The sequence below is a fragment of the Saccharothrix sp. CCNWYY140 genome (assembly GCF_037401995.1).
Lineage (GTDB): Bacteria > Actinomycetota > Actinomycetes > Mycobacteriales > Pseudonocardiaceae > Actinosynnema.
Genome location: NZ_JBBEGC010000089.1, coordinates 1 through 22,318, shown reverse-complemented (window position 1 = coordinate 22,318; position 22,318 = coordinate 1). Strand labels below are relative to the sequence as shown.

At 72.3% G+C, this 22,318-nt stretch carries 21 protein-coding genes; 9 read left to right on the top strand and 12 right to left on the bottom strand.

The genetic code is table 11. From position 1 onward, the window contains the following. The first annotated feature begins 10 nt into the window (after positions 1 to 10). From WBN91_RS29055 to WBN91_RS29040, 4 genes are all read left to right on the top strand, one after another. Positions 11 to 169, top strand: a complete 159-nt coding sequence (locus WBN91_RS29055) for a SapB/AmfS family lanthipeptide (RefSeq protein WP_337727491.1) — start codon at positions 11 to 13, stop codon at positions 167 to 169. Between the two features lie 183 nt (positions 170 to 352). Continuing rightward, positions 353 to 1,945, top strand: a complete 1,593-nt coding sequence (locus WBN91_RS29050) for an ABC transporter ATP-binding protein (protein ID WP_337727492.1) — start codon at positions 353 to 355, stop codon at positions 1,943 to 1,945. Beyond that, positions 1,945 to 3,627: an ABC transporter ATP-binding protein gene (locus tag WBN91_RS29045; RefSeq protein ID WP_337727493.1), complete on the top strand. Its 1,683-nt coding sequence runs from the start codon at positions 1,945 to 1,947 to the stop codon at positions 3,625 to 3,627. Before WBN91_RS29050 ends, WBN91_RS29045 begins: the two co-directional genes overlap by 1 nt. A 16-nt stretch (positions 3,628 to 3,643) precedes the next feature. After that, the gene (locus WBN91_RS29040; protein ID WP_337727494.1) at positions 3,644 to 4,480 is read left to right on the top strand and encodes a sigma-70 family RNA polymerase sigma factor; all 837 of its coding nucleotides are present in this window, start codon (positions 3,644 to 3,646) and stop codon (positions 4,478 to 4,480) included. 7 nt (positions 4,481 to 4,487) lie between these two features. Here WBN91_RS29040 and WBN91_RS29035 read toward each other — a convergent pair whose 3' ends face one another. The 3 genes from WBN91_RS29035 to WBN91_RS29025 all read right to left on the bottom strand — a co-directional run bounded on the left by WBN91_RS29035 (position 4,488) and on the right by WBN91_RS29025 (position 7,234). Next, a complete protein-coding gene (locus WBN91_RS29035) occupies positions 4,488 to 4,886 on the bottom strand; it encodes a hypothetical protein (protein WP_337727495.1) in 399 nt (132 codons plus the stop codon). A 160-nt stretch (positions 4,887 to 5,046) separates the two neighbouring features. Next, positions 5,047 to 5,550 (bottom strand): DUF3145 domain-containing protein, encoded by a 504-nt coding sequence (locus WBN91_RS29030; protein WP_121222043.1) that lies wholly within the window; start codon positions 5,548 to 5,550, stop codon positions 5,047 to 5,049. Positions 5,551 to 5,806: 256 nt separating this feature from the next. Then, positions 5,807 to 7,234 carry a S8 family serine peptidase gene (locus tag WBN91_RS29025; RefSeq protein ID WP_337727496.1) on the bottom strand — a complete coding sequence of 476 codons (1,428 nt, stop codon included), beginning with the start codon at positions 7,232 to 7,234 and terminating at the stop codon, positions 5,807 to 5,809. A gap of 188 nt (positions 7,235 to 7,422) precedes the next feature. Between WBN91_RS29025 and WBN91_RS29020 the strand changes: the two genes are divergently transcribed. Further along, positions 7,423 to 8,667, top strand: a complete 1,245-nt coding sequence (locus tag WBN91_RS29020; RefSeq protein WP_337727497.1) for a hypothetical protein — start codon at positions 7,423 to 7,425, stop codon at positions 8,665 to 8,667. Positions 8,668 to 8,808: 141 nt separating this feature from the next. Here the strand turns inward: WBN91_RS29020 and WBN91_RS29015 are convergent, their stop codons facing one another. From WBN91_RS29015 to WBN91_RS28995, 5 genes are all read right to left on the bottom strand, one after another. After that, positions 8,809 to 9,180, bottom strand: a complete 372-nt coding sequence (locus WBN91_RS29015; protein WP_337727498.1) for a hypothetical protein — start codon at positions 9,178 to 9,180, stop codon at positions 8,809 to 8,811. A gap of 118 nt (positions 9,181 to 9,298) precedes the next feature. Further along, positions 9,299 to 10,660, bottom strand: coding sequence for a dihydrolipoyl dehydrogenase family protein (locus WBN91_RS29010; RefSeq protein WP_337727510.1), 1,362 nt, complete (start codon positions 10,658 to 10,660; stop codon positions 9,299 to 9,301). A gap of 191 nt (positions 10,661 to 10,851) precedes the next feature. After that, entirely contained in the window at positions 10,852 to 11,457 is a 606-nt protein-coding gene (locus tag WBN91_RS29005; protein WP_337727499.1) for a TetR/AcrR family transcriptional regulator, read from the bottom strand. A gap of 268 nt (positions 11,458 to 11,725) precedes the next feature. Beyond that, on the bottom strand, positions 11,726 to 12,481 hold the full coding sequence (locus WBN91_RS29000; protein ID WP_337727500.1) for a hypothetical protein: 756 nt from the start codon (positions 12,479 to 12,481) through the stop codon (positions 11,726 to 11,728). A gap of 19 nt (positions 12,482 to 12,500) precedes the next feature. Continuing rightward, positions 12,501 to 13,718, bottom strand: coding sequence for a PucR family transcriptional regulator (locus tag WBN91_RS28995; RefSeq protein ID WP_337727501.1), 1,218 nt, complete (start codon positions 13,716 to 13,718; stop codon positions 12,501 to 12,503). Positions 13,719 to 13,820: 102 nt separating this feature from the next. On the opposite strand from WBN91_RS28995, the gene WBN91_RS28990 reads away from it, so the two are divergent. After that, the gene (locus WBN91_RS28990) at positions 13,821 to 14,678 is read left to right on the top strand and encodes an SGNH/GDSL hydrolase family protein (protein WP_337727502.1); all 858 of its coding nucleotides are present in this window, start codon (positions 13,821 to 13,823) and stop codon (positions 14,676 to 14,678) included. On the opposite strand, the gene WBN91_RS28985 is transcribed toward WBN91_RS28990, so the two are convergent. After that, positions 14,647 to 15,552, bottom strand: coding sequence for an NAD(P)-dependent oxidoreductase (locus WBN91_RS28985; RefSeq protein WP_337727503.1), 906 nt, complete (start codon positions 15,550 to 15,552; stop codon positions 14,647 to 14,649). The two genes, WBN91_RS28990 and WBN91_RS28985, sit on opposite strands and share 32 nt — an antisense overlap. 166 nt (positions 15,553 to 15,718) lie before the next feature. Between WBN91_RS28985 and WBN91_RS28980 the strand changes: the two genes are divergently transcribed. After that, positions 15,719 to 17,980, top strand: a complete 2,262-nt coding sequence (locus tag WBN91_RS28980; RefSeq protein WP_337727504.1) for a HelD family protein — start codon at positions 15,719 to 15,721, stop codon at positions 17,978 to 17,980. Here the strand turns inward: WBN91_RS28980 and crcB are convergent. From crcB to WBN91_RS28965, 3 genes are read right to left on the bottom strand one after another with little or no spacing between them, the layout of a single operon-like run. Beyond that, entirely contained in the window at positions 17,956 to 18,312 is a 357-nt protein-coding gene (gene crcB, locus WBN91_RS28975) for a fluoride efflux transporter CrcB (protein ID WP_337727505.1), read from the bottom strand. The genes WBN91_RS28980 and crcB overlap by 25 nt on opposite strands. Then, a complete protein-coding gene (locus tag WBN91_RS28970) occupies positions 18,309 to 18,746 on the bottom strand; it encodes a fluoride efflux transporter FluC (protein ID WP_337727506.1) in 438 nt (145 codons plus the stop codon). Before WBN91_RS28970 ends, crcB begins: the two co-directional genes overlap by 4 nt. Next, the gene (locus tag WBN91_RS28965) at positions 18,736 to 19,173 is read right to left on the bottom strand and encodes a MarR family winged helix-turn-helix transcriptional regulator (protein ID WP_337727507.1); all 438 of its coding nucleotides are present in this window, start codon (positions 19,171 to 19,173) and stop codon (positions 18,736 to 18,738) included. Before WBN91_RS28965 ends, WBN91_RS28970 begins: the two co-directional genes overlap by 11 nt. A gap of 175 nt (positions 19,174 to 19,348) precedes the next feature. Here WBN91_RS28965 and WBN91_RS28960 point away from each other — a divergent pair, with 175 nt between their 5' ends. After that, positions 19,349 to 20,158, top strand: coding sequence for an SAM-dependent methyltransferase (locus tag WBN91_RS28960; protein ID WP_337727508.1), 810 nt, complete (start codon positions 19,349 to 19,351; stop codon positions 20,156 to 20,158). Between the two features lie 54 nt (positions 20,159 to 20,212). Next, positions 20,213 to 22,198 (top strand): diguanylate cyclase domain-containing protein, encoded by a 1,986-nt coding sequence (locus WBN91_RS28955; protein ID WP_337727509.1) that lies wholly within the window; start codon positions 20,213 to 20,215, stop codon positions 22,196 to 22,198. Positions 22,199 to 22,318 lie beyond the last annotated feature (120 nt).

Genomic DNA, 22,318 nt, shown 5'->3' with positions numbered 1-22,318 from the left:
GGAGTACGACATGGAGTTCATCCTCGACCTCCAGGACCTGGAGACCCCCGAGATCCAGGACAGCGCGATGGCCAGCGGCGGCAGCGGCGGTGGCGGCAGCACCACGGCGTCCAACGCCTCCCTGCTGCTCCCGTGCAGCCACTCCACCGTGAGCCTGCTCGCCTGCTGACGCCTGCGCCAGGGCGAACACGGGTGAGCGGCGCAGGCGAAGTGCGCCGCTCACCGGCCACACGAGGGTCCGGCGACGGTTTCCCGGCTCACATCCGGGGGGCCGGCGTCGGACCCTCGCCCATGATGCGCCTCTACACGGCGAGGCCGGAAGCGGCGCAATCGGACACTGCGGTGGAGCGGAATGTTGCTGAAGACGGTCGTCCGCCGGGACCCGCGGTGGCTGCTGCTGGCGCTCAACGCGCTGTTCGCGACCACCGCGGGACTGCTGCTGCCCACGGCGCTGGCCCGGACCGTGGACCTGGCGCTGGGTGGGCGGCTCGACACCGACGCGGTGCTGTGGCTGGTGGGGCTCGCGGGCGTGGAGGTGCTGGGCGACGCGATCGGCGTGGTGCTGGCGGCGGCGATCACCGCGCGCGGCACGGCGTGGCTGCGCGACCGCCTGACCGGGCACCTGGTGGCGCTAGGCCACCCGACGCGGTTCGAGCCCGGTGACGCGATCAGCCGGCTGACCGGGGACAGCGCGATCGCGGGCGGGTTCTCGGTGCTGCTGGTGAACCTGGGCGTCACGGCGCTCACGGCGGCCGGCGCGGTGCTGGCGCTGGCGTTGCTGGACTGGCGGCTCGCGGTGGTGTTCCTGCTGAGCGTGCCGCTGGCGACGCTGCTGGTCCGGTCGCACCTCAAGCTGACCGCCGAGGACGTGACGGCCTACCAGGAGGTGTCCGGCGAGCTGTCCGCGCGGCTGGTGGACGCGGTGGGCGGGTTGCGCACGATCGCCGCGTCCGGCCGGGCCGAGCAGGAGGCGCAACGCGTGCTGCGGCCCCTCCCCCGGCTCGCGGCGGCGGGCGTGGGCATGTGGCGGACGCAGGCGAAGATGATCTGGCGGGCCGGGCTGCTGCTGCCCGCCGTGGAGCTGGCCGTGCTGACCGCCGCCGGGTTCGGCGTGGTCGCGGGCCGGTTGAGCGTCGGTGACGTGCTGGCCGCCCTGGGGTACGCGGGGTTGGGCATGGCCGTCGTCGGGCAGGCGACCGTGCTGACGGCGGTGCAGCGCGCGCGGGCGTCGGCCGCACGGATCGACGAGGTGCTGTCGACCGAGCCGCAACCCGTTGTCACACATGGGTTTTCCGCACCTGGCGTGGTGGAGCTGCGAGGTGTGTCGGTGGGAGAGGCGCTGCGAGAGGTGGACCTCTCCGTGCCCGCCGGGACGTTCCTGGCCGTGGTCGGCCGGTCCGGGTCCGGGAAGTCGGCGTTGGCGGCCGTGATCGGCGGGCTGACCGCGCCTTCCTCGGGACGGGTGCTGCGGGGCGGGTCGGTCGGGTACGCGTTCGAACGGCCGGCGCTGCTCGGCGACACCGTGGCGGACGCCGTGGCGTACGGGGCTTTGTTGGAGCGGGAGGAAGTCGTGGCGGCTTGTCGGGCCGCGCAGGTGCACGACGTGGTGGTGCGCCTCCCCCACGGCTACGACACGCCGTTGGCCGACACGCCGCTGTCCGGTGGTGAGGCGCAACGGCTCGGGCTGGCGCGGGCGGTCGCGCGCGAACCACGGGTGCTGGTGCTGGACGACGCCACGGCGAGCTTGGACACCGTCACGGAGTCCACTGTGGAGCGTGCTCTGGCGTCCGCTTTGCCCGGTAGGACAAGGGTTGTCGTGACGCACCGGGCCGCGACCGCGCGGCGGGCGGACCTGGTGGTGTGGCTGGAGGACGGTCGCGTGCGGGCGGTCGGTCCGCACGAGGTGCTGTGGGACGACGCGGACTACCGGGCGGTGTTCGGCTGATGGGACCGTACCTGCGGGCGTTGGCCGCCCAGCGGCGCGCGGTCTTGGCGTTGCTGGGCTGGTCGGTGGTGGAGGGCGTGCCGGCGCTGCTGTCCGGGCGGCTGGTGGGACTGGCCGTGGACCGGGGGTTCGCGGTCGGCGACGTGCGCACCGGTGTGCTGTGGCTGCTGGCGTTCGCGCTGGTCGCGGTGCTGGGCGGGTTCGGCCTGCGACAGGTGTTCATGCGCCTGGGCGAGGTCGTGGAGCCGCTGCGGGACGCGCTGGTCGCCGTGGTGGTGCGCGGGGTCTTGCAGTCGGTGAAGCGGCAGCCCGACGCCAGCGCCGTCGCCCGGATCACCCGGCACGTCGAGGTGGTGCGGGACGCGACCGCGGGCCTCTTGGTGCAGGCCAGGGCGTTGCTGGTGACGACCTCGGCGGCCCTGGTGGGCTTGGCGACGCTGGTGTCGTCGGTGGCGTGGCTCGTGGTGCTGCCCGTGGTGGCCTCCCTGGTGCTGTTCGGCGCTCTGCTACCCACGTTGGCGCGCGGGCAGCGGGCGCTCGTGATGGCCGACGAGAACACGGCCGAGGCCGCGGGATCGGTGCTGCTCGGGATGCGGGACGTCGTGGCGTGCGGTGCCGGTCAGCGGGCCGTCGCGGACGTGCGGCGGCAGGTGGACCGGCAGGCCGCGGCGACCGTGCGGCTGGCGTGGGCGACGGCGTTGCGCGGGATCGTGATCTCGCTCGGCGGGTTCGCGCCGCTGGCGCTGCTGGTGGTGCTCGCGCCCGGCTTGGTCGCGCGCGGCGAACTGAGCGCGGGCGAGGTGCTGGGCGCGGTCGTGTACCTGAGCACCAGTGTGCAGCCGGCGCTGCGGCGGCTCGCGGACACCGTCGGCACGGTGGTGCTGCGGCTGGCCGTGGCACTGCGGCGGCTGGCAGAGGCCGCGCCGGTGGCGATGGACCCGCCGGGTGAACTCGTTCCGGGGGGTGACGCGGTCGAGTTGCGCGGGGTGACGTTCGGGTGGGGCGCGGGCGTGCCGGTGGTGCGGGACCTGTCGTTGACGTTGGAGCCCGGCGCGCACCTGGCGGTCGTGGGGCCGAGCGGGATCGGGAAGTCGACGTTGGCCGGGCTGATCACCGGGCTGGTGACGCCGCATTCCGGTGACGTGCTGTTCGGCGGGGTGCCGGTGGGGGCCGTGGAGCCTTCGGTGCGGCACTCGCGGATCGCTCTGGTGCCGCAGGAGACGTACCTGTTCACCGGGTCCCTTCGGGAGAACCTGGCGCTGTTCGCCCCTTCGGCCACGGATGATTCTTTGATGGCCGCCGTTTCCGCGGTGGGCGCTTCCGACGTGGTGCGGCGGTTGGGCGGGTTGGACGGGGTTGTCGGGCACGGCGGCGGTGGGCTGTCGGCTGGTGAGGCGCAGTTGCTGGCCGCCGCGCGGGTGTACGCGTGCCCGGCGGACGTCGTGGTGCTGGACGAGGCGACCTCCAACCTGGACCCGGCGGCGGAGGCCGTGGTGGAGCGGGCGTTCGCCGCGCGGGGCGGGGTGCTCATCGTCGTCGCACACCGGCTGTCGTCGGCTTTGCGTGCTTCGTCAGTGCTGGTGATGGACGGTGGCGAGCCACTGCTGGGCACGCACGAGGAGTTGTTGGACCAGTCGGCGGCGTATCGGGACCTGATGGCGGCGTGGCAGCCCGTGGCGTGATCTACCGTTCTGCGGCGTGGACGCCTTCGAGGAGCACCGGCCGCGGTTGACGGCTGTCGCGTACCGGATGCTCGGGTCTTTCGCCGACGCGGAGGACGCCGTGCAGGAGACGTGGCTGCGGTACTCGCGTTCTTCGGGCGTCGACAACATCGCGGCCTGGCTGACCACGGTGGTGAGCCGGGTGTGCCTGAACATGCTGCGGACGCGGGAGCGGCGGCGGGAGGCGTTGGGCGTTTCCGTGCCGGACCCGGTGATCAGCGGTCCGGACGAGGACGTGGCGCTGGCCGACGCGGTCGGGTTGGCGCTGATGGTGGTGCTGGACGCGTTGGCGCCGGCCGAGCGGGTGGCGTTCGTGCTGCACGACATGTTCGCCGTGCCCTTCGAGGAGATCGCGGCGCTGGTCGAGCGGTCGCCGGCTTCGGTGCGGCAGTTGGCTTCGCGGGCGCGGCGGCGGGTTCGTGCCCAGGCTCCGGTTCCGGACGCGTCGGTGACGCGGCAGCGGGAAGTGGTGGACGCCTTCTTCGCGGCGGCGCGGGAGGGGTCCATCGAGGGGTTGCTGGCGGTGTTGGACCCGTCGGTCGTGCTGCGGTCGGACGCGGGGGCCGGTGCTCGGTTGTCGGTGGTGCTCGACGGCGCTTCGGTGGTCGCCGGGCAGGCCGCGTTGTGGGGCTCGCTGTCGCCGCTCGCCCGGCCGGCGCTGGTCAACGGCGTGGCCGGGGTGGTCGTGGTCGGGCCCCAGGGGCCGTTGTCGATCATGGGGTTCAGCGTGGTGGGTGGGCGGATCGTGTCGATCGACGTGATCGCGGACCAGGAGCGGTTGGGCGCGTTCGACCTGTCCGCGGTGGGCGCCTGACCTGCGGTCAGGCTCGACTCTCGACGGCGGGCCGGCTCACCGCGCGGGTGGCGTAGTACCCGAGCAGCGCTGACACGGCCAAGCGCACGCCGACGTTGATCCACACCCCGGCGGCGGTCCGGCCTTGGAAGGACGCATACGCCTCCACGGCCGCCGTCGTCAGGTGGAACACGATCAAGGTGGTGGCGATCAGTCGCAGCGCCTTGGGGTCGGTGAGCCGACTGCCGCCGAACGAGAGGACCGCGATCGCGATCTCCGCCGCGCCCAGCATGTACGGGACGAGGAACGCGCTGGAGGGCACGTCGACGTGGACTGCGGCCGGGATGGCGGCGGGTGCGGCGATCAGGACGACGCCGGCGGCCAGCGTGACGATGCCGTGGGCGACGAGGAGCCGGGCGAAGTTCATGACGCACCTCCGAGAATTCAACCAGTGATGAGATTACTGGATCGTCGGAGGCCTGGCCGGCCGCCGGCGCTCGCGCGTCGGCAGCGACTGCTGTCAGTGGGGGTGGGGGAGGTGGGGGCGACGGCGGCGCGCGGAAGTCACCGCCGAGCCGGCGGGGTCGTCAGCCGACCCGGTGGAGCCAGGTCACCGGGGCGCCGTCGCCGGCCCGCCGGAAGGGTTCCAGGGCGTCGTCCCAGGCCGCGCCCAGGATCTCGTCGACGCCGTGCGCGAAGGACTCGCCGCCCCGGCTTCTCGCCGCCAGGGTACGCAACTGGTCCTCGGAGACCACGATGTCGCCGTTCGCGCTCGTCCGCGCGTGCCACAGGCCCAGTACGGGCGCGAAGCAGTAGCGGACGCCGTCGACGCCGGGGCTCGGGTCCTCCGTGACCTCGAACCTCAGCATCGGCCACGCCCTGAGGGCGGCCACGAGTCGGGCGCCTGTGCCGGCTTCTCCGGTCCAGGCCGCCTCGGCGCGCAACTGCCCCGGCGCCGCCGGTTGGGCCGCCCACTTGAGGTCCGCCCGCTCGCCGAGGGTGCCCGAGATCGCCCACTCGACGTGCGGACAGACCGCAGACGGCGACGAGTGGACGTAGACCACGCCACTGGTGCTGCCACGGGTGCTCACGTTGACCTCCGCTGCTCGACGAGGGACGTCTTCCCCTACGGCCTGTCGAGTTGCTGCGGACGATCTTGCGAATTCCCGACTTGGTCATTCTGCCCGCGATCGCAGCGGTCCGCCAGAAGAACCAGCACGTTCATCACCCGGGCGGGTCAGATACAGGACTTTCGACCCTGAATCGCGACCCTGCGACCCACGTCAAGGGGCCGCAGGGTCACTTTCCGAGATCAACCGGACACGGTGGAGTGATCCACCCCGCCGATCACGCCGCCCGCAGCGCGGCGACCGCCGCGACCACGTCGACCAGGCCGGTGCCGCGGTCGAAACTGCTGGTGTACGCGCCGGCCGGCACGTACCCGCCGCCGTACTTGTACGCGCTCGCCTTCAGCGCGGCCTCGACCTGGCCGGGCGTCGCGGACGGCCTGGCCTGGAACAGCTGGGCCACGATCCCCGCGATGTGCGGAGCGGCCATCGAGGTGCCGGAGATCGTGTTGTACGTGCCGAGGTCGAGCAGGCCGGGGCCGTTCTGCGGCTTCAGGCCGGTCGCGCAGATCACCAGGTACGGGCGGCACGCCGAGGCGATGTTCTCGCCGGGCGCGGAGATGTCCGGCCAGGTCGACTGGTCGGTCGCCAGGCCGCGCGAGGAGTAGTCCGACACCGCGCCGTCGCGGGTGCCGGTGTCCTGGTCGTTGTAGGAGGCGACGGAGATCACGCCGGGCGTCGGGTCCTGGCCGGGCGGGTTGGACAGGCTGGTCGTCCCGTCGCCGCCGTCGTTGCCGTTGGCCCACACGGTCACCACGCCCTGCGCCGCGAGCGCCCGCTGGAGCTTCGCGGTGGCCGAGTTCGGGTCGAACGCGCCGCCGCCGACCGGGCCGTAGGAGTTGTTGACCACCTTGATCGGCGGGCACGTGGCCGCCGGCACGCCCGCGCCGCACGGCGCCGCGTGGTTCTCCAGCACCCAGTTCAGCGCCGCGTCCGCGCCGAGGATCAGCAGCGCCGCGCCGGTGGAGATCACGACGGTCTTCGCGCCGGGGGCCGCGCCGCGCACGACCGTCCCGTCGGTGAGCTTCACGTCGCCGCCCACGGCGATGCCGGTGACGTGCGTGCCGTGGCCGCCGACGGACAGGGTGTCGGTGTCGACCGACGTCGGCACGTCCACGATGCAGCCGGTGCCGGTGGACGACTCGTCCACGCACAGGCTCTTGAGGTTGCGGACGACCTTGGTCTGCCCGCTCGCGGTCTTGAACGCCGGGTGCGTCGGGTCCACGCCGGAGTCGATGACGGCGACGGTGACGCCGCTGCCGTCCAGGGCGAGACCGTTGGCGCCGGTCAGGGTCTGGCGCGCCTCCAGCCCGCGGGTCGCGACGTGCGAGGTGGAGCCGGTGAACCGGATCGGCTGGTCGGCCTCGACGTAGGTCACGCCGGGCACGGCCCGCGCGGCGGCGATCTTCGCGGCGCTGCCCCGGGCGGCGACGACGCCGATGCGGTCGAACGACGTGAGCCTGGTCAGGCCGGCCTCGGTGACCGCGCGCTCGGCGGCGGCGAGGTCGGTGCCGTGCACCAGGACGGTGCCGGAGTAGGTGGGGTTCAGCAGGGCCGAGGCGGGCGCCAGGAGTCCGGCGTCCGCGACGGGGGCGGCGACCACGGAGAGTGCCAGGACTCCCGCGGCGGCCAAGGCGGCTTTGCGCATGGCGATCAAACCCTTTCCGGTGCAGTGCCCCCGCCGGATGGCGGAACTCCGATCAAGAGCGCAATCCGTCTAACGATCGACGCCCGTTCCGGTGATGGCGGTCACTGAACGTGTCAACTCGCGATCCAGCGGACCGGACGGGCGGCGCCGGCGCTACGGTGTTCGACCGTGTGGAACGGTGGGAACTCGTGCGCCTGATCAAGCTCGGTACCGAGCCCTCTGAGGTCGGCGCCGACGTCCGGGCCGCGCTCAGCGCGTGGGGTCAGGGCGACTCCGTGCTGGGCGGTGTCGCGCTGCTCGGCGTCACCCCGCCGGACAGCCCGCGCCCGCTGGACGCGGTGGTCGTGCTGCCGCGCGGCGTGCTCGTCGTGGTCGGCGTGGACCTGCCGGACCCCGCCATGCGCCTGGAGGCCCCGCTGTCGGGCCAGTGGAAGATCGACGGCTGGCCGCTGAGCCGCCCGGACGGCGCCACCAACCCGGCCGCCGAGGCGCTGGAGGCCAGCGCCGCCGTCACCCGCCGCATCCAGGACATGCGCGGCGAACCGCTGCCCGTGGCCACCGTCGTCGCCGTCGGCCCGTACGTGGCCCAGGTCGTGCAGCCCACCGTGGACCTCAACCGCGGCGTGCGCGTCCTGCACCCCAAGCCCACCACCCTGCTGGCCGCCGCCCGCGAACTGGCCACCAGCGACCGACCGTGCTCGGCGGGCCACGCGGCCAAGCTGCTGGCCGTCCTCGCCCCCACCGGCACCCCGCCCGCACTCCGCGACCTGGTGACCGAGGGCTTCCCGGACGCGGCGGCGGACCTGGCGTCGGCCAGCACCATGCTGCTGCCCCGCGTGGCCCCCGCGCCCAAGCGCCCGAAGTGGCTGCCGTACGCGGCGGCCGGCGTCGTGGCGGTCGTGCTGGTCGTGACGTTGTTGGCACTCCTGTCCTCCGGCGGCACCCCCGAGGCGTCCACCTCGACCAGCGCCGCACCCCAGCCGACGACCGTGGTCGTGGACGGCCGCAACTACCTGCCCAAGGGCGCGGAGAAGACCGAGAAGTGCGCCGAGCACGCGTTCGGCGACGTCCGCGTGTGGCTGGCGGGCCACATGTGCCTGCAACTCAAGCGCGCGGTGTACGAGACCACAATGGACGGTCGCAAGGTCGGCATCGCCGTGGCGGAGCTCAACCTGCCGGACGGCACCCGAGCCGCCGAACTGCACGCCGTGACCGCGGCGGCCGGCACGGGCGGCATCACACCACTGGTGAAGGACGGCAAGTCCTGGCCGGGCGGACCGTCCGACTTCGACCACGCCGCGATGAAGACCATCGTGAAGGACTCGCACGTCCGGATCACGCAGGCGGTGTGGGCGGAGGGCGAATCCGACCCGGCCGACCCCATGCTGGTCGCCCTCGCCCAGCAGGCCATGCGCCTACCCGCCACGCAGTAGCCGCTCAGCCGGCCACCCAATAGCCGCTCAGCCGGTCACGCAGTAGCCGCTCGGCCGGTCACGCAGCAGCCGCTCGGCCGGTCCCCGCGCGGAATTGTCGGTGGCCCATGAGACGATCGAAGCGGGGGCCGGAGGCCGCGGTCAGCGGCCGGTTCGGGCCAGGCCGATGGCGATCAGGCCGAAGGTCACGTGCAGCACGATCGCCAACCCCGCCACCGTGCTCGTCATCTCGGTCCCCGGCCGCCCCGCCAACGCTCCGCACGAGAACAGCCACCCCGCGACCGCCACCGCGAACCCGGCCCCCAGCCACACCCGCGGCACGTGCGCCAAGCACAACAACGCGTGGCTCCGCGCCCGCAGCAACGTGTACCCCACCACCGGCACCACGAGAAAACCGGGCAAGTACACCAAGATCGGCGCGAAATACGGCCCGCTGGGCACGAACGTCATCGCGATGACGACCACGCACCAGAGGACCGCGCCGGTCGCGAGGGCAACGGTTCCTCTGGTCACCTCCGGCAGTGTAATGAGACGGAGCCGCAAATCTCGGAGGTGACGCAAGATGGCGCACCCCGCCTACGGCACTCGGCGTACCCCTGTGCACGCAACGAAATCGCAGGTGCACCGACCGTCAGAGCCCGTACGCCTCCAGCAGCCGCAGCCACACCTCGCTGATCGTCGGGTACGCCGGCACCGCGTGCCACAGCCGGTCCACGGTGATCTCCCCGACGATGGCGATCGTCGCCGCGTGCAGCAGCTCCGCCGTGTCGGGTCCGGCGAAGGTCACGCCGACGAGGGTCCGCTTGTCCTCGTCCACGATCATGCGCGCCTTGCCCCGGTACCCGTCGGCGTGCAGGGACGAGCCGGCGACGGCGATGTCCAGGTCCACCACCCGCACGTCCAGCCCGGCCTCGCGGGCCTGCGCCTCGGTCCACCCGACCGCCGCCACCTCCGGGTCGGTGAACACGACCTGCGGCACGGCCGTGTGGTCCGCGGTGGCCACCGGCGCGGTCCACGGCTGGGGGTTCTGGGCGCCGGTCGCGACGGCCGTGCCGACCGCGCGGGCCGCGTACTTGCCCTGGTGGGTCAGCAGGGCGCGGCCGGTCACGTCGCCCGCCGCGTACAGCCAGTCCAGGCCCTCGACGCGGCCGGTGTCGTCCACGGGCAGCGCCTCGCCCGCGGTGAAGCCGAACTGCTCGACGCCGAGGTCGAAGGTCGCCGGCTGCCGTCCGGTGGCCACCAACAACTTCTCGCCCGACACCGACGATCCGTCCGACAGCGACACCGACACCGAACCGTCCACACGGGACACACCGGTCGCCTTCACGCCCGTGCGCAGGGTGACGCCGTCCTCGCGCAACCCGTCGGCCACCAGGTCGCCCGCGAACGCCTCGAACTTCGGCAACGGCCGCTCGCCGGACACCACGAGCGTCACCGACGACCCCAGCCGCGCCCACGCCTGCGCCATCTCGACGCCGACCACGCCGCCGCCCAGCACCACCAGCGACGACGGCACCTCCTGCGCCGACGTGGCCTCGCGCGAACCCCAGTGCTCGACCTCCGCGAGGCCCGGCAGGTTCGGCGTGCGCGGGACACTGCCGGTGCAGACGATCACGGCCCGCCGAGCGGTCAGGACCCGGCCGCCGACCTCGACGGTCCGCTCACCGGTCAGCCGCCCGCGCCCGCGCACCACGTCGATGCCCGCGCCGACCGCCCAGTCGACCTGGCCGGAGTCGTCCCAGTCCGACGTGAACTCGTTGCGGCGCTTGAGCACCGCGGCGGCGTCCAGCCGCTCCCCCACCGGCACGCCGGGCACTCGGCGCGCGGCGGCCAGCGCGTGGCCGGGGCGCAGCAGGGCCTTGCTGGGCATGCACGCCCAGTACGAGCACTCGCCGCCGACGCGCTCGGCCTCCACGAGGGCGGTCCGCAGCCCGCCGGCGGCGGTCCGGGCGGCGGCGTTCTCACCCACCGGTCCGCCGCCGATCACGATCACGTCGTAGGTCTGGTCACCGTCTGCCGCACGGGATTCGCTCACCGTGCCACCCCACACCACCCGGACCGGCGGAGCAAGTCACACGGCGATCGGCCCGGGAGGGCGGTGGGGTCACGCGGGGTGGGACACCTGGCAGAGCGTCACACCCGATGAAGGGTCACCCCGGGGCGGAGGGGTCACCCGGCGAGGGGTCAAGCGGGGTCGAACACCCCGGCGAGCATGCGCATGATCACGCCGTCGGCGGTGCGGAGGACCACCGGCCGCTCGTCGGGCGCGACCCGCTCGGCGAGCTTGAACATGGCGTCCGCGGTCTGGGTCGCCATGCGGAAGGTCAGGGCCACGGGGGCGTCCCCGCGCACCGAGAAGCGGCCGACGAACAGCTCGCGCAGCCGCTCGGCCATCAGCTCGTACTGGTCGACGCTCGCGTCGAGCCGGTGGCCGTCGAACAGGTCGCTGAACCGCACCCGGCCGAAGCCGGGCATTTCGACGAGCATCCGCAGGTAGACCGCGACCACCTGCTGCACCGCTTCCCGCCAGTTCGCGGACAGCCCGCCGTCGGTGAACAGGGTTTCCACCCTGGCCAGGTACTCCTCCATGCCGCGCAGCGCCAACGCGTGCACAACAGAGCGCTTGTCCGGGAAGTATTGGTAGAAGGAACCGATTGGCACGCCGGCCAACTCGACGATCCGGGCTGTGGTGATGTCGTCGTAGTCGTACTGGTTCAGCAACTGGGCGCACGCGTCGACAATGGCGGTCACCGTCGCGGCGCCCCGCTGCTGCACAGGCTGACGGCGCATCACCTTGGCTAAGCGGTTTTCGGCGGGATTGTCATGCACCCGCACATCTTGATGGATACGGACCAGTAATCCCAAACACAGGATTGGCGTCAGCTTCATCACGGATCGTCGCACGTCTGCGCAGGACTGCGGACTACCATGTGAGAAACGCTCATCTTGTATGACAACCGAACCGAAAAGAGCAGGTGCAAAGCCCGCACGGACCTGAACAATTGGGCATGAAACGATTCTCCGCCGGAGGAATCACCGGTCGCGCCGACCGCCGGCGCTAGGCCGATCGCGGTCGCGAACTCGCCGGCAGCGGCGCCCCGCCCGGTCCCCGCTGCTGCGGCAATGCGCGCGCCATCGGGTCCCGCGACTCTTCTTTCTGTTCAGAACGGGGGCGCGGCGGCCGGGTGACATAGGGCCGCAGCAATCCGGCGACCACCAGTCCGGGCGCGATCAGCGGCACCACGGCGGACAGGGCGACGGCGGTCGCGGCGGCCCGAGCGACGTCCTTGGGGATCAGGGCGATCCGGTCCACGACGAACGCCCGCCGCCCCGGGATCGACGCGAGACCCACCACGGCCAGGAACACGGCGAGCGCGAGCAGCGCCCGGTGCACCGCGCCGTACCCGACGGACTGCGCCGCCGCCATCACCGCCAGCCACCCGCCCAGGGCCGGAAACTGCCGCCGGGTGGTCGTCATCGCCCACAGCAACCCGCCGACCGGGGCCAGCCACCCGGTGCGGCCCGCGCACCACGCCTCGACCGCCGCCAGCCACCCCACCGGGACCCCGGCCCACGCCAGCGGCGCGCGCACGACGTCCAACGGGCTCGGCGCGCCGAACTGCCGGCTCGCCGCCCCAACCGGGTCCGCCGCCCCGGCCGGGTCCGCCGCCCACGCCTGGCCGAGCACGCCCGTCTGGCCCACCACCCACGCCAGCGACCACACCGACACGACGACCGCGAGCCCGAGTTGCCACCGCGGTCGGTCGACCGCGCAACGGCACAGCCGGACCAGTTCCCGGCGCTGCTCCTTCACCCCCTCCACCCTGCCGGGTTCACCGCCCGCCCGGATCGGCCTTCACCCGCGTGCCTGCGGTTTCCCGCTCTTCGGGTGCCCCGGCCCTCACCCGGCGTGCCGCGAGGGCCGCGCCGATGTGCTGGAGGTCCCCCGGGTTGCCCGGATCGAGACCGGTCAGCGCCACGATCCGACGCAGCCGGTAGTCGACGGTGTTGGGGTGGACGTGCAGCAAAGCCGCAGTTCTGCGGCGATTCAGGCCCTCGGCGAGGTAGAGCTCCAGGGTCGGCAGCAGGTCCGGGTTGTCCGCCAACGGGTCCAGCAGCGCGGCCAGGCCCTCGGTCGCCGGGGTCAGCCGGCCCAGCTGGTACTCCAGCAGCACGTCGGCGAGCCGGTACAGGCCCGGCGGGCGGCCCAGCCGCAGCACCACGTCCAGCACCTCGCGCGCCCGCTGGTGGGCGGCGGGCAGCTCGGCCGTCGCCGCCCGCTCCCACGCCGCCGTCACGCCCGCCACCACCTGGAGCCGCCGCACGAGCCCGGCCAGGTCGGCCTCCGGCGGCAGCACGGCCACGCCGCCGCGCGGGTCGACCGAGTTCGGCCCGACCGGGTCCAGCTCGGCCTGCACGCGCCGGACCTTGCGGCGGGCGGCGATCTGCGCGCCGGTGCCGGGGGTGACCTCGTCCGGGTGGGTGGCGAAGGCGAACACCACCACGACGTGCGACGGCCCGACCCGCGCGGCCGTGGGACGACCTTCCAGCAGGGCGGACAGCAGTTCGCGGCGGGCTTCCCGCTCGTGGCCGATGATCGTCTGCCGCTCCTCGGCGTACGCGGTGGCCACCACGGACACCGCGACCTCCTGGTAGCGCAGCACGAGGTCGGTCGCGGCGAGCGCGTCGGCGAGGTCGTCGGGACCGGCGTCGGCGAGGACGGCGTGCCACATCACCCGCAGGCCCATGCTGTACGCGGCGAGCACCGCGCCCAGCGGCACGCCCTCGGCGGCGCGCACGGCGGCGGACTCGGCCAGCTCACCCAGCTCGTCCACCCCGGGCACCTCGCCGGTGCGCAGCATCCGGGCCACGATCCGCAGGTTCGCCGCGGTGATCCGGGTGATGTCGCCGTCCAGCTCCTCGCGCGGCAGGGCCGCGTAGAGCGGGATCTCGGTGGCGAACCGCGTGACCAGGTCGCGCGCAATCACCCGGTGCGGTGTCAGCCGTGCGTGGATCGGCTGACCGTTGATGGTCAGGTTGTGACGGGTCACAACAGCTCCTCGTCGAGTCTGCGTGAATTCCCAGGTGTCCGGTCGTGTTGTAGGCCACATCATGTCACCGGCACCATTTGCGACTACGCGAAGGAGGCGATCGTGCGCAGGCTGCTACCGGCGTTGTTGGCGGCGATGTCGATCACCTGGATGGGGACGGCAGTGTCCGACGCCGCCCCCGCAGAGCTGGAGTACGTGGCGCTCGGCGACTCCGCCGCCGCCGGACCCCTGATCCCCGACCAGGAGCTGATGCACCTGGGCTGCCTGCGCTCGACGCGCAACTGGCCGAGCGTCCTCGCGGCGGAGCTCGGCGCGACGACGTTCCGGGACGTGAGCTGCTCCGGGGCCACCACCGACCACCTGACCACGTCCCAGACGACGTTCACCGGCCCGCAGGCGCCCCAGCTCGACGCGCTCACGCCGACCACGGACCTGGTCACGATCACCATCGGCGGCAACGACATCGGCCTGGTCGGCGTGGCCCTGGGCTGCATCAACGTGCTGCCGGAGCCCTTGGGGTTCTCGTGCAAGGACCGGCTCACCGCCGGCGGTGACCAGATCGCGGCGAAGATCGACGCCTACGCGGCGGAGTTCGGCGCGGGCCTGGACGCCATCCGGGCGCGGGCGCCCCAGGCGGAGATCGTCGTCGTCGGCTACGGCACCTACATCCGGCCCGGCGGGTGCCACCCGAAGGAGCCGATCTGGGCGCGGGACGCCGACTACCTCCAGGGCTCGGTGCACCGGCTGAACACCGTGCTGGGCAAGGTGTCCGCCGACCGCGGCGCCCGGTTCGTCGACATCGAGCCGCCGAGCGTGGGCCACGACGTGTGCGCGTCGATCGGCGAGAAGTGGTTCGAGGGCCTGGTGCCGACCTCCGTCGCCGCTCCCCTGCACCCGAACGCGCGCGGCATGGCGGGCATCGGCGGGTTCACCGCCGATGCGCTCGCAAGCCGCCTGTGAGGGCTTCGTACACCTGGTAGACGCCGCTGTGGTCGTCGTCGCCGAGCCCGAGTGCGCACATCGCGGCGTACAACTGCTCGACGGCGGCGGTCACCGGAAGCGGCACCCCGGCGGCCCGCCCGGCCTCGGTCGCGAACGCCAGGTCCTTGAGCTGGTGCCGCGCCCGACCGCCGGGCGCGAAGTCGTGGCCGATCCACTTGTCCCGCTTGACCGCCAGCGCGGTGCTGCCCGCGAGCCCACCGCCCAGGACGTCCAGCAGCGCTTCGGGGTCCAGCCCCTGCGCGACCCCCAGCGCGAGCGCCTCGGAGATCCCGGTGAGCGTCGTCGCCACCACGATCTGGTTGCACGCCTTGGCCAACTGGCCCGCGCCCAGCGGCCCGAGGTGCCGGACGGTGTCGCCGAGCACGTCGAAGTAGGGCTTGAGCCGCAGCACGTCCTCGGCGTGACCGCCGACCATGATGCTCAACGTGCCCGCGTCCGCCCCCACGTCCCCGCCGCTGACCGGCGCGTCGACCAGCCGCACGCCCAGGTCGTGCAGCCGCGCGCCGAGCTTGCGCACGCCTTCGGGTGAGTGCGTCCCCATCACGACGAGCAGGGGCTCCTCGACGCCGTTCGCACGCCACCCCGCGAGCAGGCCGTCTTCGCGGTCCAGCACGTCTTCCACGTCCGGCAGGTCGGGCAGGACGGTGATCACGACGGGCAATGCGGCCTCGGCCGGTGTGCCGACCGACGTCCCGCCGGCCGTCCGCACCTCGCCGTCGCGGCCGGGCGTGCGGTTCCAGGCGGTGACGGGGAAGCCGGCGCGGGCGAGGTTGCGGGCCATCGGCCGCCCCATCGCACCGAGCCCGAGCACGGAAACCGGGTCGTGGCGCATGGTCGCCCATCGTGACCCGACGGGGCGGGGGCGGCAACCGGATCGTGGGCAACACGTGAGCGCGCGAGCGGGGCACCGTGTAGATTGGTCGTTCTGCGCGCACAGGGAGAAGTCAGGCTAAAAGCGGCACAGCCTGATAAAACACGCTATCCAGAAATGAGGCACGTTGTCAAGCCCCTCCGATGACCTCCGGCTCGCGGAAATCGAGTCGGAGCAGGAATACGTGTCGATGCTGTACGGAAGGCTGGACGACCTCCGCGACCTCAGCTCCAAGCGACTGGCCGGCGCGCTGAGGGAAACCGGCGGAACGCACCAGATGCGCTCCGAGCGGGACACCTCGGTGGCCATGTACTCCGACCAACTGGCCCAGTACAGCGCGGTGGAGAACGGGTTGTGCTTCGGACGCCTCGACTTCCACGAGGGTGAGCGCTTCTACATCGGCCGGATCGGCTTGTTCGACGAGGACAAGGAGTACGAGCCGCTGCTGATGGACTGGCGGGCGCCCGCCGCGCGGCCGTTCTACCTGGCCACCGCCGCCGCGCCGGACGGCGTGAAGCGGCGCCGGCACCTGCGGACCAAGCAGCGCAAGGTCGTCGGGTTCGACGACGAGGTGCTCGACATCAACTCCGTGGACCCCACCCGGCACGAGGGGCTGACCGGCGAGGCCACCCTGCTCGCCGCCGTCAACGCCAGCCGCACCGGCCAGATGGGCGACATCGTCGCCACCATCCAGGCCGAGCAGGACAAGATCATCCGCACCGAGCTGAACGGCGTCGTGGTCGTGCAGGGCGGTCCGGGCACCGGCAAGACCGCGGTCGCCCTGCACCGCGCCGCCTACCTGCTCTACACGCACCGCCGCCAGCTCGCCAAGCGCGGTGTGCTCGTGGTCGGCCCGAACTCGACGTTCCTGCGCTACATCGGGCAGGTGCTGCCGTCGCTGGGCGAGACCGGCGTGCTGCTGTCCACCGTGGGCGAGCTGTTCCCGAACCTGACCGCGACCGGCCGCGAGCCCGCCGGGACCGCCGCGCTCAAGGGCCGCATCGAGATGGCCGACGTCGTGGCGCACGCGGTCAAGGACCGGCAGGAAGCGCCCGCGCTGGTGGAGATCCCGTTCGAGCAGGACGTGCTCAAGCTGGACCGCCGGGCGATCACCGCCGCCCGCGGCCGTGCCCGCCGGACCCGCAGGCCGCACAACGAGGCCCGCCGGACGTTCCTGCGCGAGATCATCTCCGCGCTCGCGTCGCAGGCCGTGTCCCGCCTCGGCCGGCACCTGCTGGACCAGGCCGACATCGACGACATCCGCCGCGAGCTGCGCGAGGACCCCGAGGTCCAGGCCGCGGTGGAACGCCTGTGGCCGACGCTGACCCCGCAGAAGCTGCTGGAGGACCTCTACGCGACCCCGCGCCTGCTCGCCAAGGCCACGCCCAAGCTGACCCCGGAGGAACGCGCCCTGCTGGCCCGCCCGCGCGGGTCGGAGTGGACGCCGGCCGACGTGCCGCTGCTGGACGAGGCCGCCGAGCTGCTCGGCGAGGACGACACCGAGGCCAAGGCCCGTGCCGAGCGCCAACGCCGCCAGGCGATCGACTACGCGCAGGGCGTGCTGGACATCCTCGACCTGGAGGACGACGCCGACCCCGAGATCCTGATGGCCACCGACCTGGTCGACGCCTACCGGCTGGCCGAGCGGCACGGCGTGGAGCGCTACGAGACCGCGGCAGAGCGCGCGGCGGCGGACCGGACGTGGACGTTCGGGCACATCATCGTGGACGAGGCGCAGGAGCTGTCGCCGATGGCGTGGCGGACGCTGATGCGGCGCTGCCCCAGCAAGTCCATGACGGTCGTCGGCGACATCGCCCAGACCGGCGACATCGCGGGCGCGTCCTCGTGGCACGAGGTGCTCTCGCCGTACGTGATGGACCGCTGGAAGCTCACCGAGCTGACGGTCAACTACCGGACGCCGTCGGAGATCATGGCCGTCGCGGCGGACGTGCTGGCGAGCCTGGACCCGGACCTGGTGCCGCCGACGTCGGTGCGCGACAGCGGGCACGAGCCGTGGAGCGTCAAGGTGTCCTCGGTGGAGTCGGCCCTGCCGGGCCTGGTCGCCGAGGAGGTCGCGGCCATCGGGGACGGCAAGCTGGCGGTGATCGTGCCCGCCGCGCGGGTCGCGGAGCTGCGCGCGGTCGTGCCCGGCGCGTCGGACGACCTCGACGCGCAGGTCGTCGTGCTCGGCGTGGTCGACGCCAAGGGCCTGGAGTTCGACTCCGTCCTGGTGGTGGACCCGGCGGGCATCCTCGCCGAGTCGCCGCGCGGCGCGAGCGACCTGTACGTGGCGCTGACCCGGGCCACGCAGCGGCTGGGCGTCGTGCACGAGGGCGGGTTGCCCGGGGTGCTGGACCGGCTGGCTCAGAGGTCGGCGAGCACCGTGTAGCCCAGGAGGGCCGCGCCCACGCCCGCGACGACGCTGATCGCGACGTTCGCGACGGCGTGGAAGTGGGCGCGGTTCTCCAGCAGCCGCACGGTTTCGTAGCCGAACGTGCTGTAGGTGGTCAGGCCGCCGCAGAACCCGGTGCCCAGCAGCGCCGCCGTCGCCGGCTCGACGGCCGCGCCCGCGAGGGCGCCCAGGACGAACGAGCCCACCACGTTCACGGTGAGCGTGCCCCACGGGAAGGCGGTGTCGTGGCGGGACTGCACGAACCGGTCCACGAGGTAGCGCAGCGGCGCACCGACCGCCGCGCCGAGGAAGACCAGCAGGGCCGTCACGCGACCGCCCTCCGGGTCAGCGCCACGGCCAGCGCGGTCGCGCCCACGGCGGCGACCAGCGTCAGCACCAGGTAGGCGAACGCTTCCAGCACGCCGCCGGGTGCCAGCAGGTGCCGGAAGTCGTTGGTGTAGGTGGAGAACGTGGTGAACCCGCCCAGCACGCCGACGCCGAGGAACGGCCGCGCCAGCGGGTGCGCCCGCCACTTCTCGGTGATCAGCACCATGAGCACGCCGAGCAGCGCGCCGCCGACGACGTTGACCAGCAGCGTCGACCACACTCCTGGCACGAGCAGTCCGACGCCGTAGCGCGCCAGGCCGCCGAGACCGCCGCCGAGGGCGATCACGGCGAGCACGCCGCCGTGCGTCCGGGCCAGCTCCTGGCGTTGGGCCGGGACGTGCAGGTCGACGTCCGGGTCGACGGGCTCAGTGGGCACGCAGGTGGTCTACCAGGTGGTCCAAAGCGGACAGTGCGCGCACCACGTCCGCCCGCTCCCCCGGTTCGAGCTTGTCCAGCGCGGAGCCGATGCGCTTCTCGTGCGCGGCCTGCCAGACGGCCAGCTGCTCGTGCCCCAGCGGCGTGACCGACAGCCGTGCGACGCGCCGGTCGGTCGGGTCGCCGCCGCGCGCGACCAGGCCGCCCTCGATGAGCTGGCCGACCAGCCCGCTCACCGTGTTGGGCGCGAGCCGCAGCTCGGCGGCGAGGTCCCCGACGCGCATCGGCGGGCGCTCCGCCAGCGTCTGGAGCAGCTCGACCTGGGCCATCGGCAGCGAGTCCCACGGCCATTCCGACCGGATGCTGGTGCGCAGGGCGCGACGCAGCCGGGTGACCACGTCGGTGAGCGTGCGTGCCTCGTCTGACATGGGCAAATGGTACTCGGGCGCCCACATCGTGGGATCGCACGCAGCGTGACCGCCCGGCCGGCCCCGCGTACGCCGATCGGGGACAAGCGGGCGCGGGCTCTGCCGACATGTGTCGCCCCCTCAGTACGCTGGCGTTCGCGAGGGCCGGGCGGGTCCACCAAACACGGAGAGCGGTGTGGCGCGGAACGCGAACTGGGTCCCGGACGACGTGGACCCGGGTCTCCCCAGCGCCTCCCGGATCTGCGACTACCTGCTCGGCGGCGGCCACAACTTCGCCACCGACCGCGCGCTGGCGGAGGAACTGCTGGTCGTCCAACCCAACGCGCGCGTCATCGCCCGGCTCAACCGGGCGTTCCTGCGCCGGGCCGTGCTGCACCTGGTCGACCACGGCATCCGCCAGTTCCTCGACCTGGGCTCGGGCATCCCGACCGTGGGCAACGTGCACGAGGTCGCGCACCGGGCCGCGCCCGACGCCCGCGTGGTCTACGTCGACTTCGAGGACGTCGCCGTCGCGCACAGCCGGATGACGCTGGAGCACGAGGACCGGGCCACCGTCCTGCAAGAGGACGTGACCGACCCCGACGCCGTCCTGACCGCCACCCTCCGCACCGGCCTGCTGGACCTGGCCGACCCGGTCGGGGTGCTGGCCATCGGGGTGTTCCACTTCGTGCCGCCCGAACACGACCCGGTCCGCGTGCTCGCGGCCTACCGGGACGCCGTCGCACCCGGCAGCGCGCTCGCGTTGTCGCAGTTCACGTGGGACTTGCAGCCCGTCGAGATGGCGGGGATCGTCGAGGTGATGAAGAGGAGCATGAACCCGGTCTTCCCCCGCACCCACGCGGAGATCACCGCGCTCTTCGAGGGCTTCGAGGTCGTGGCGCCCGGCGTGGTGCCGCTGCCGCTGTGGCGGCCGGAGGCGGAGATCGCGGGACGCGACGACCCGGACAAGGCGGGCATCCTCGCCGGACTGGGCCACAAGCGGTGAAACCACGTGACACCACCGGCTAGATCCCGACGGGACGAACTCGCCCGGGAGTGGATGCGGGCCGTCTACTCGACGGCCTACGTGCCGCTGTCCCCGGCGGAGATCGAACACTTCCTCCGCGACCTGGTCGACGTGATCGCCGACGCCGTGCAGGCCGACCCGTTCACCGTCGACCCGGTCGCGGTGGTCGGCGAACGGCTCGTCAAGGCGCACTTCAACGGACCGGACACGTTGCAGCGCACGGTCGAGGTGCTGGGCCGAACCCTGCTGTTCACGCCAGAGCTTGAGGATGTGCCGCAACTGCCGGAGAAGGTCGTAGCCATCCTCGGCAGCTTGAGCACCAGCTTCGCCATCGCCATGCGCCTGGACGCCTTCGACCAGCAGGAGGAGATCAAGCGCGCTCTGATGGCCGCCAAGACCCGCGCCGAACGCGTGGCGAAGGTCAGCGAGAACCGCTTCCGCGAGGTGTTCAGCACCGCCGCGTTCGGAATCGCGATCACCGACCTGCGCGGCGTGTGCGTGCAAGCCAACCAGGCCCTGGCGGAGATGCTGGGCACCCCGCACGCGGACCTACCCGGCCGCAAGCTCATAGAGGTCTTCCACCCCGACGACCGCGAGTCCTTGGCCGCGATGTACCGAGCAGTGGGCGCCGGCCGCATCGACCGCTTCCGCGAACAGCGACGCCTGGTGGACAACGATGGCGACCCCGTCTGGGTGCACCTAGCCGTGTCCCTGCTCCGCGATGCCGACGGCGCCCCGGCGTACCACGTGACAATGGCCGAGGACGTCACCGACCTGCACCTGCTCCAAAAGAACCTCGACCACCAACTCCTCCACGACTCCTTGACCGGCCTGTCCAACCGACAGCATTTCGCCACCAGACTCGAGGCGATGCACAAGTCCGCACCGGACGGCATCACCCTGTACCACCTGGACCTGGACGCTTTCTCGGTCGTCAACAACGGCCTGGACCACAAGGCAGGCGACGACGTCCTCCGCGAGGTAGCCAGGCGCCTGAAAAACACCTTCTCCGCCGAACAGGCAGTAGTAGCAAGAATAGGCGGCGACGAATTCGCAGTAGTAGTCGCCAACCGCCCAGAAACCCCCAAAGTCCCACAGATCATCGAACGAATCGCCGCCGCCCTGGAAGCCCCCATGCCCAGCGGCGCAGCGTTGAGCGCCGGCATCGGCGTAGTAGACCGCCCAGCCCCCACCTGGCCGGTAGACGAACTACTCCGAGCCGCCAACTCCACCCTCCGCCGAGCCAAGGCGAAGGGCAAAGGCCAATGGCAAACCTACGACCGCCCAGAAGACACCCGCTCCAGAACGTGGCTGGGCCGAGCCGCAAGAATGCCCGCCGCCCTACGGGACTCGGAGATCGAGCTAGAATTCCGCCCAGTAGTGAGCCTGGCGTCGAACACACCCCTGGGCCAAATAGCCCGCCTCCGCTGGGACGACCTGGACCACCGCGAGTGCGTCAAGATGGCCGAGACGAACGGCCTGTCCCTAAAACTAGGCCAATGGGCACTCCGAGAAGCTGCGGAAGCCGCCGCAACCTGGTCAGCGGGAACCCTGCACGTAGAACTGTCCCCCATGCAGTCCCGCGACGAGGACTTGGTAGCCACAGTCAAACGAGCGCTAGACGAAACCGGTTTACCCGGCTCCTCCCTACGCCTCTACCTGGACACCCGCGCCATGCTCGACGAGCCCGGCGACAACGCAGACGTGCTAAGGGAGATGGGCATAGCCTTGGCCCTGTCCGGCTTCAACGGCGGCCAAGCAGAGCTGTCCCTGCTAGGCGAACTCCCCGTGGACACCCTGGTACTGGCCCCTTCGGTAGTGCGCCGCCTGGCGGTAGAGGAAGAATCCCTACCCCACAAGGCAATCGGCCTGATGATCCGCACCATCCGCGCTTCGGGCTACACGGTCTACGTACCAGACGTCCCCACCCCGGAACTGGCCACCTGGTGGTCAGAAACCGAGGCCGACGCCGCCTTCGGCCCTTTCACAGGCGACCCCCTACCGGGCTACGAACTCTAACCCCACACCTGCCACCCCCCCACACAACGCGCACCGAGCGCTCTTCACGAAGCTGCCGCACGGCACACCTCTACCTGGGCTTCTTGCTTGTGTCATCCCCGTATGGCCTGCCCGAAGGGC

Excerpts from the sequence above, each read along its gene's own strand:
- WBN91_RS29055 (WP_337727491.1), top strand. The coding sequence starts at position 11 with ATGGAGTTCATCCTCGACCTCCAGGACCTGGAGACCCCCGAGATCCAG.
- WBN91_RS29050 (WP_337727492.1), top strand. The coding sequence starts at position 353 with ATGTTGCTGAAGACGGTCGTCCGCCGGGACCCGCGGTGGCTGCTGCTG.
- WBN91_RS29045 (WP_337727493.1), top strand. The coding sequence starts at position 1,945 with ATGGGACCGTACCTGCGGGCGTTGGCCGCCCAGCGGCGCGCGGTCTTG.
- WBN91_RS29035 (WP_337727495.1), bottom strand. The coding sequence starts at position 4,886 with ATGAACTTCGCCCGGCTCCTCGTCGCCCACGGCATCGTCACGCTGGCC.
- WBN91_RS29025 (WP_337727496.1), bottom strand. The coding sequence starts at position 7,234 with ATGCGCAAAGCCGCCTTGGCCGCCGCGGGAGTCCTGGCACTCTCCGTG.
- WBN91_RS29005 (WP_337727499.1), bottom strand. The coding sequence starts at position 11,457 with ATGCGCCGTCAGCCTGTGCAGCAGCGGGGCGCCGCGACGGTGACCGCC.
- WBN91_RS28985 (WP_337727503.1), bottom strand. The coding sequence starts at position 15,552 with ATGCGCCACGACCCGGTTTCCGTGCTCGGGCTCGGTGCGATGGGGCGG.
- WBN91_RS28965 (WP_337727507.1), bottom strand. The coding sequence starts at position 19,173 with ATGTCAGACGAGGCACGCACGCTCACCGACGTGGTCACCCGGCTGCGT.
- WBN91_RS28955 (WP_337727509.1), top strand. The coding sequence starts at position 20,213 with ATGCGGGCCGTCTACTCGACGGCCTACGTGCCGCTGTCCCCGGCGGAG.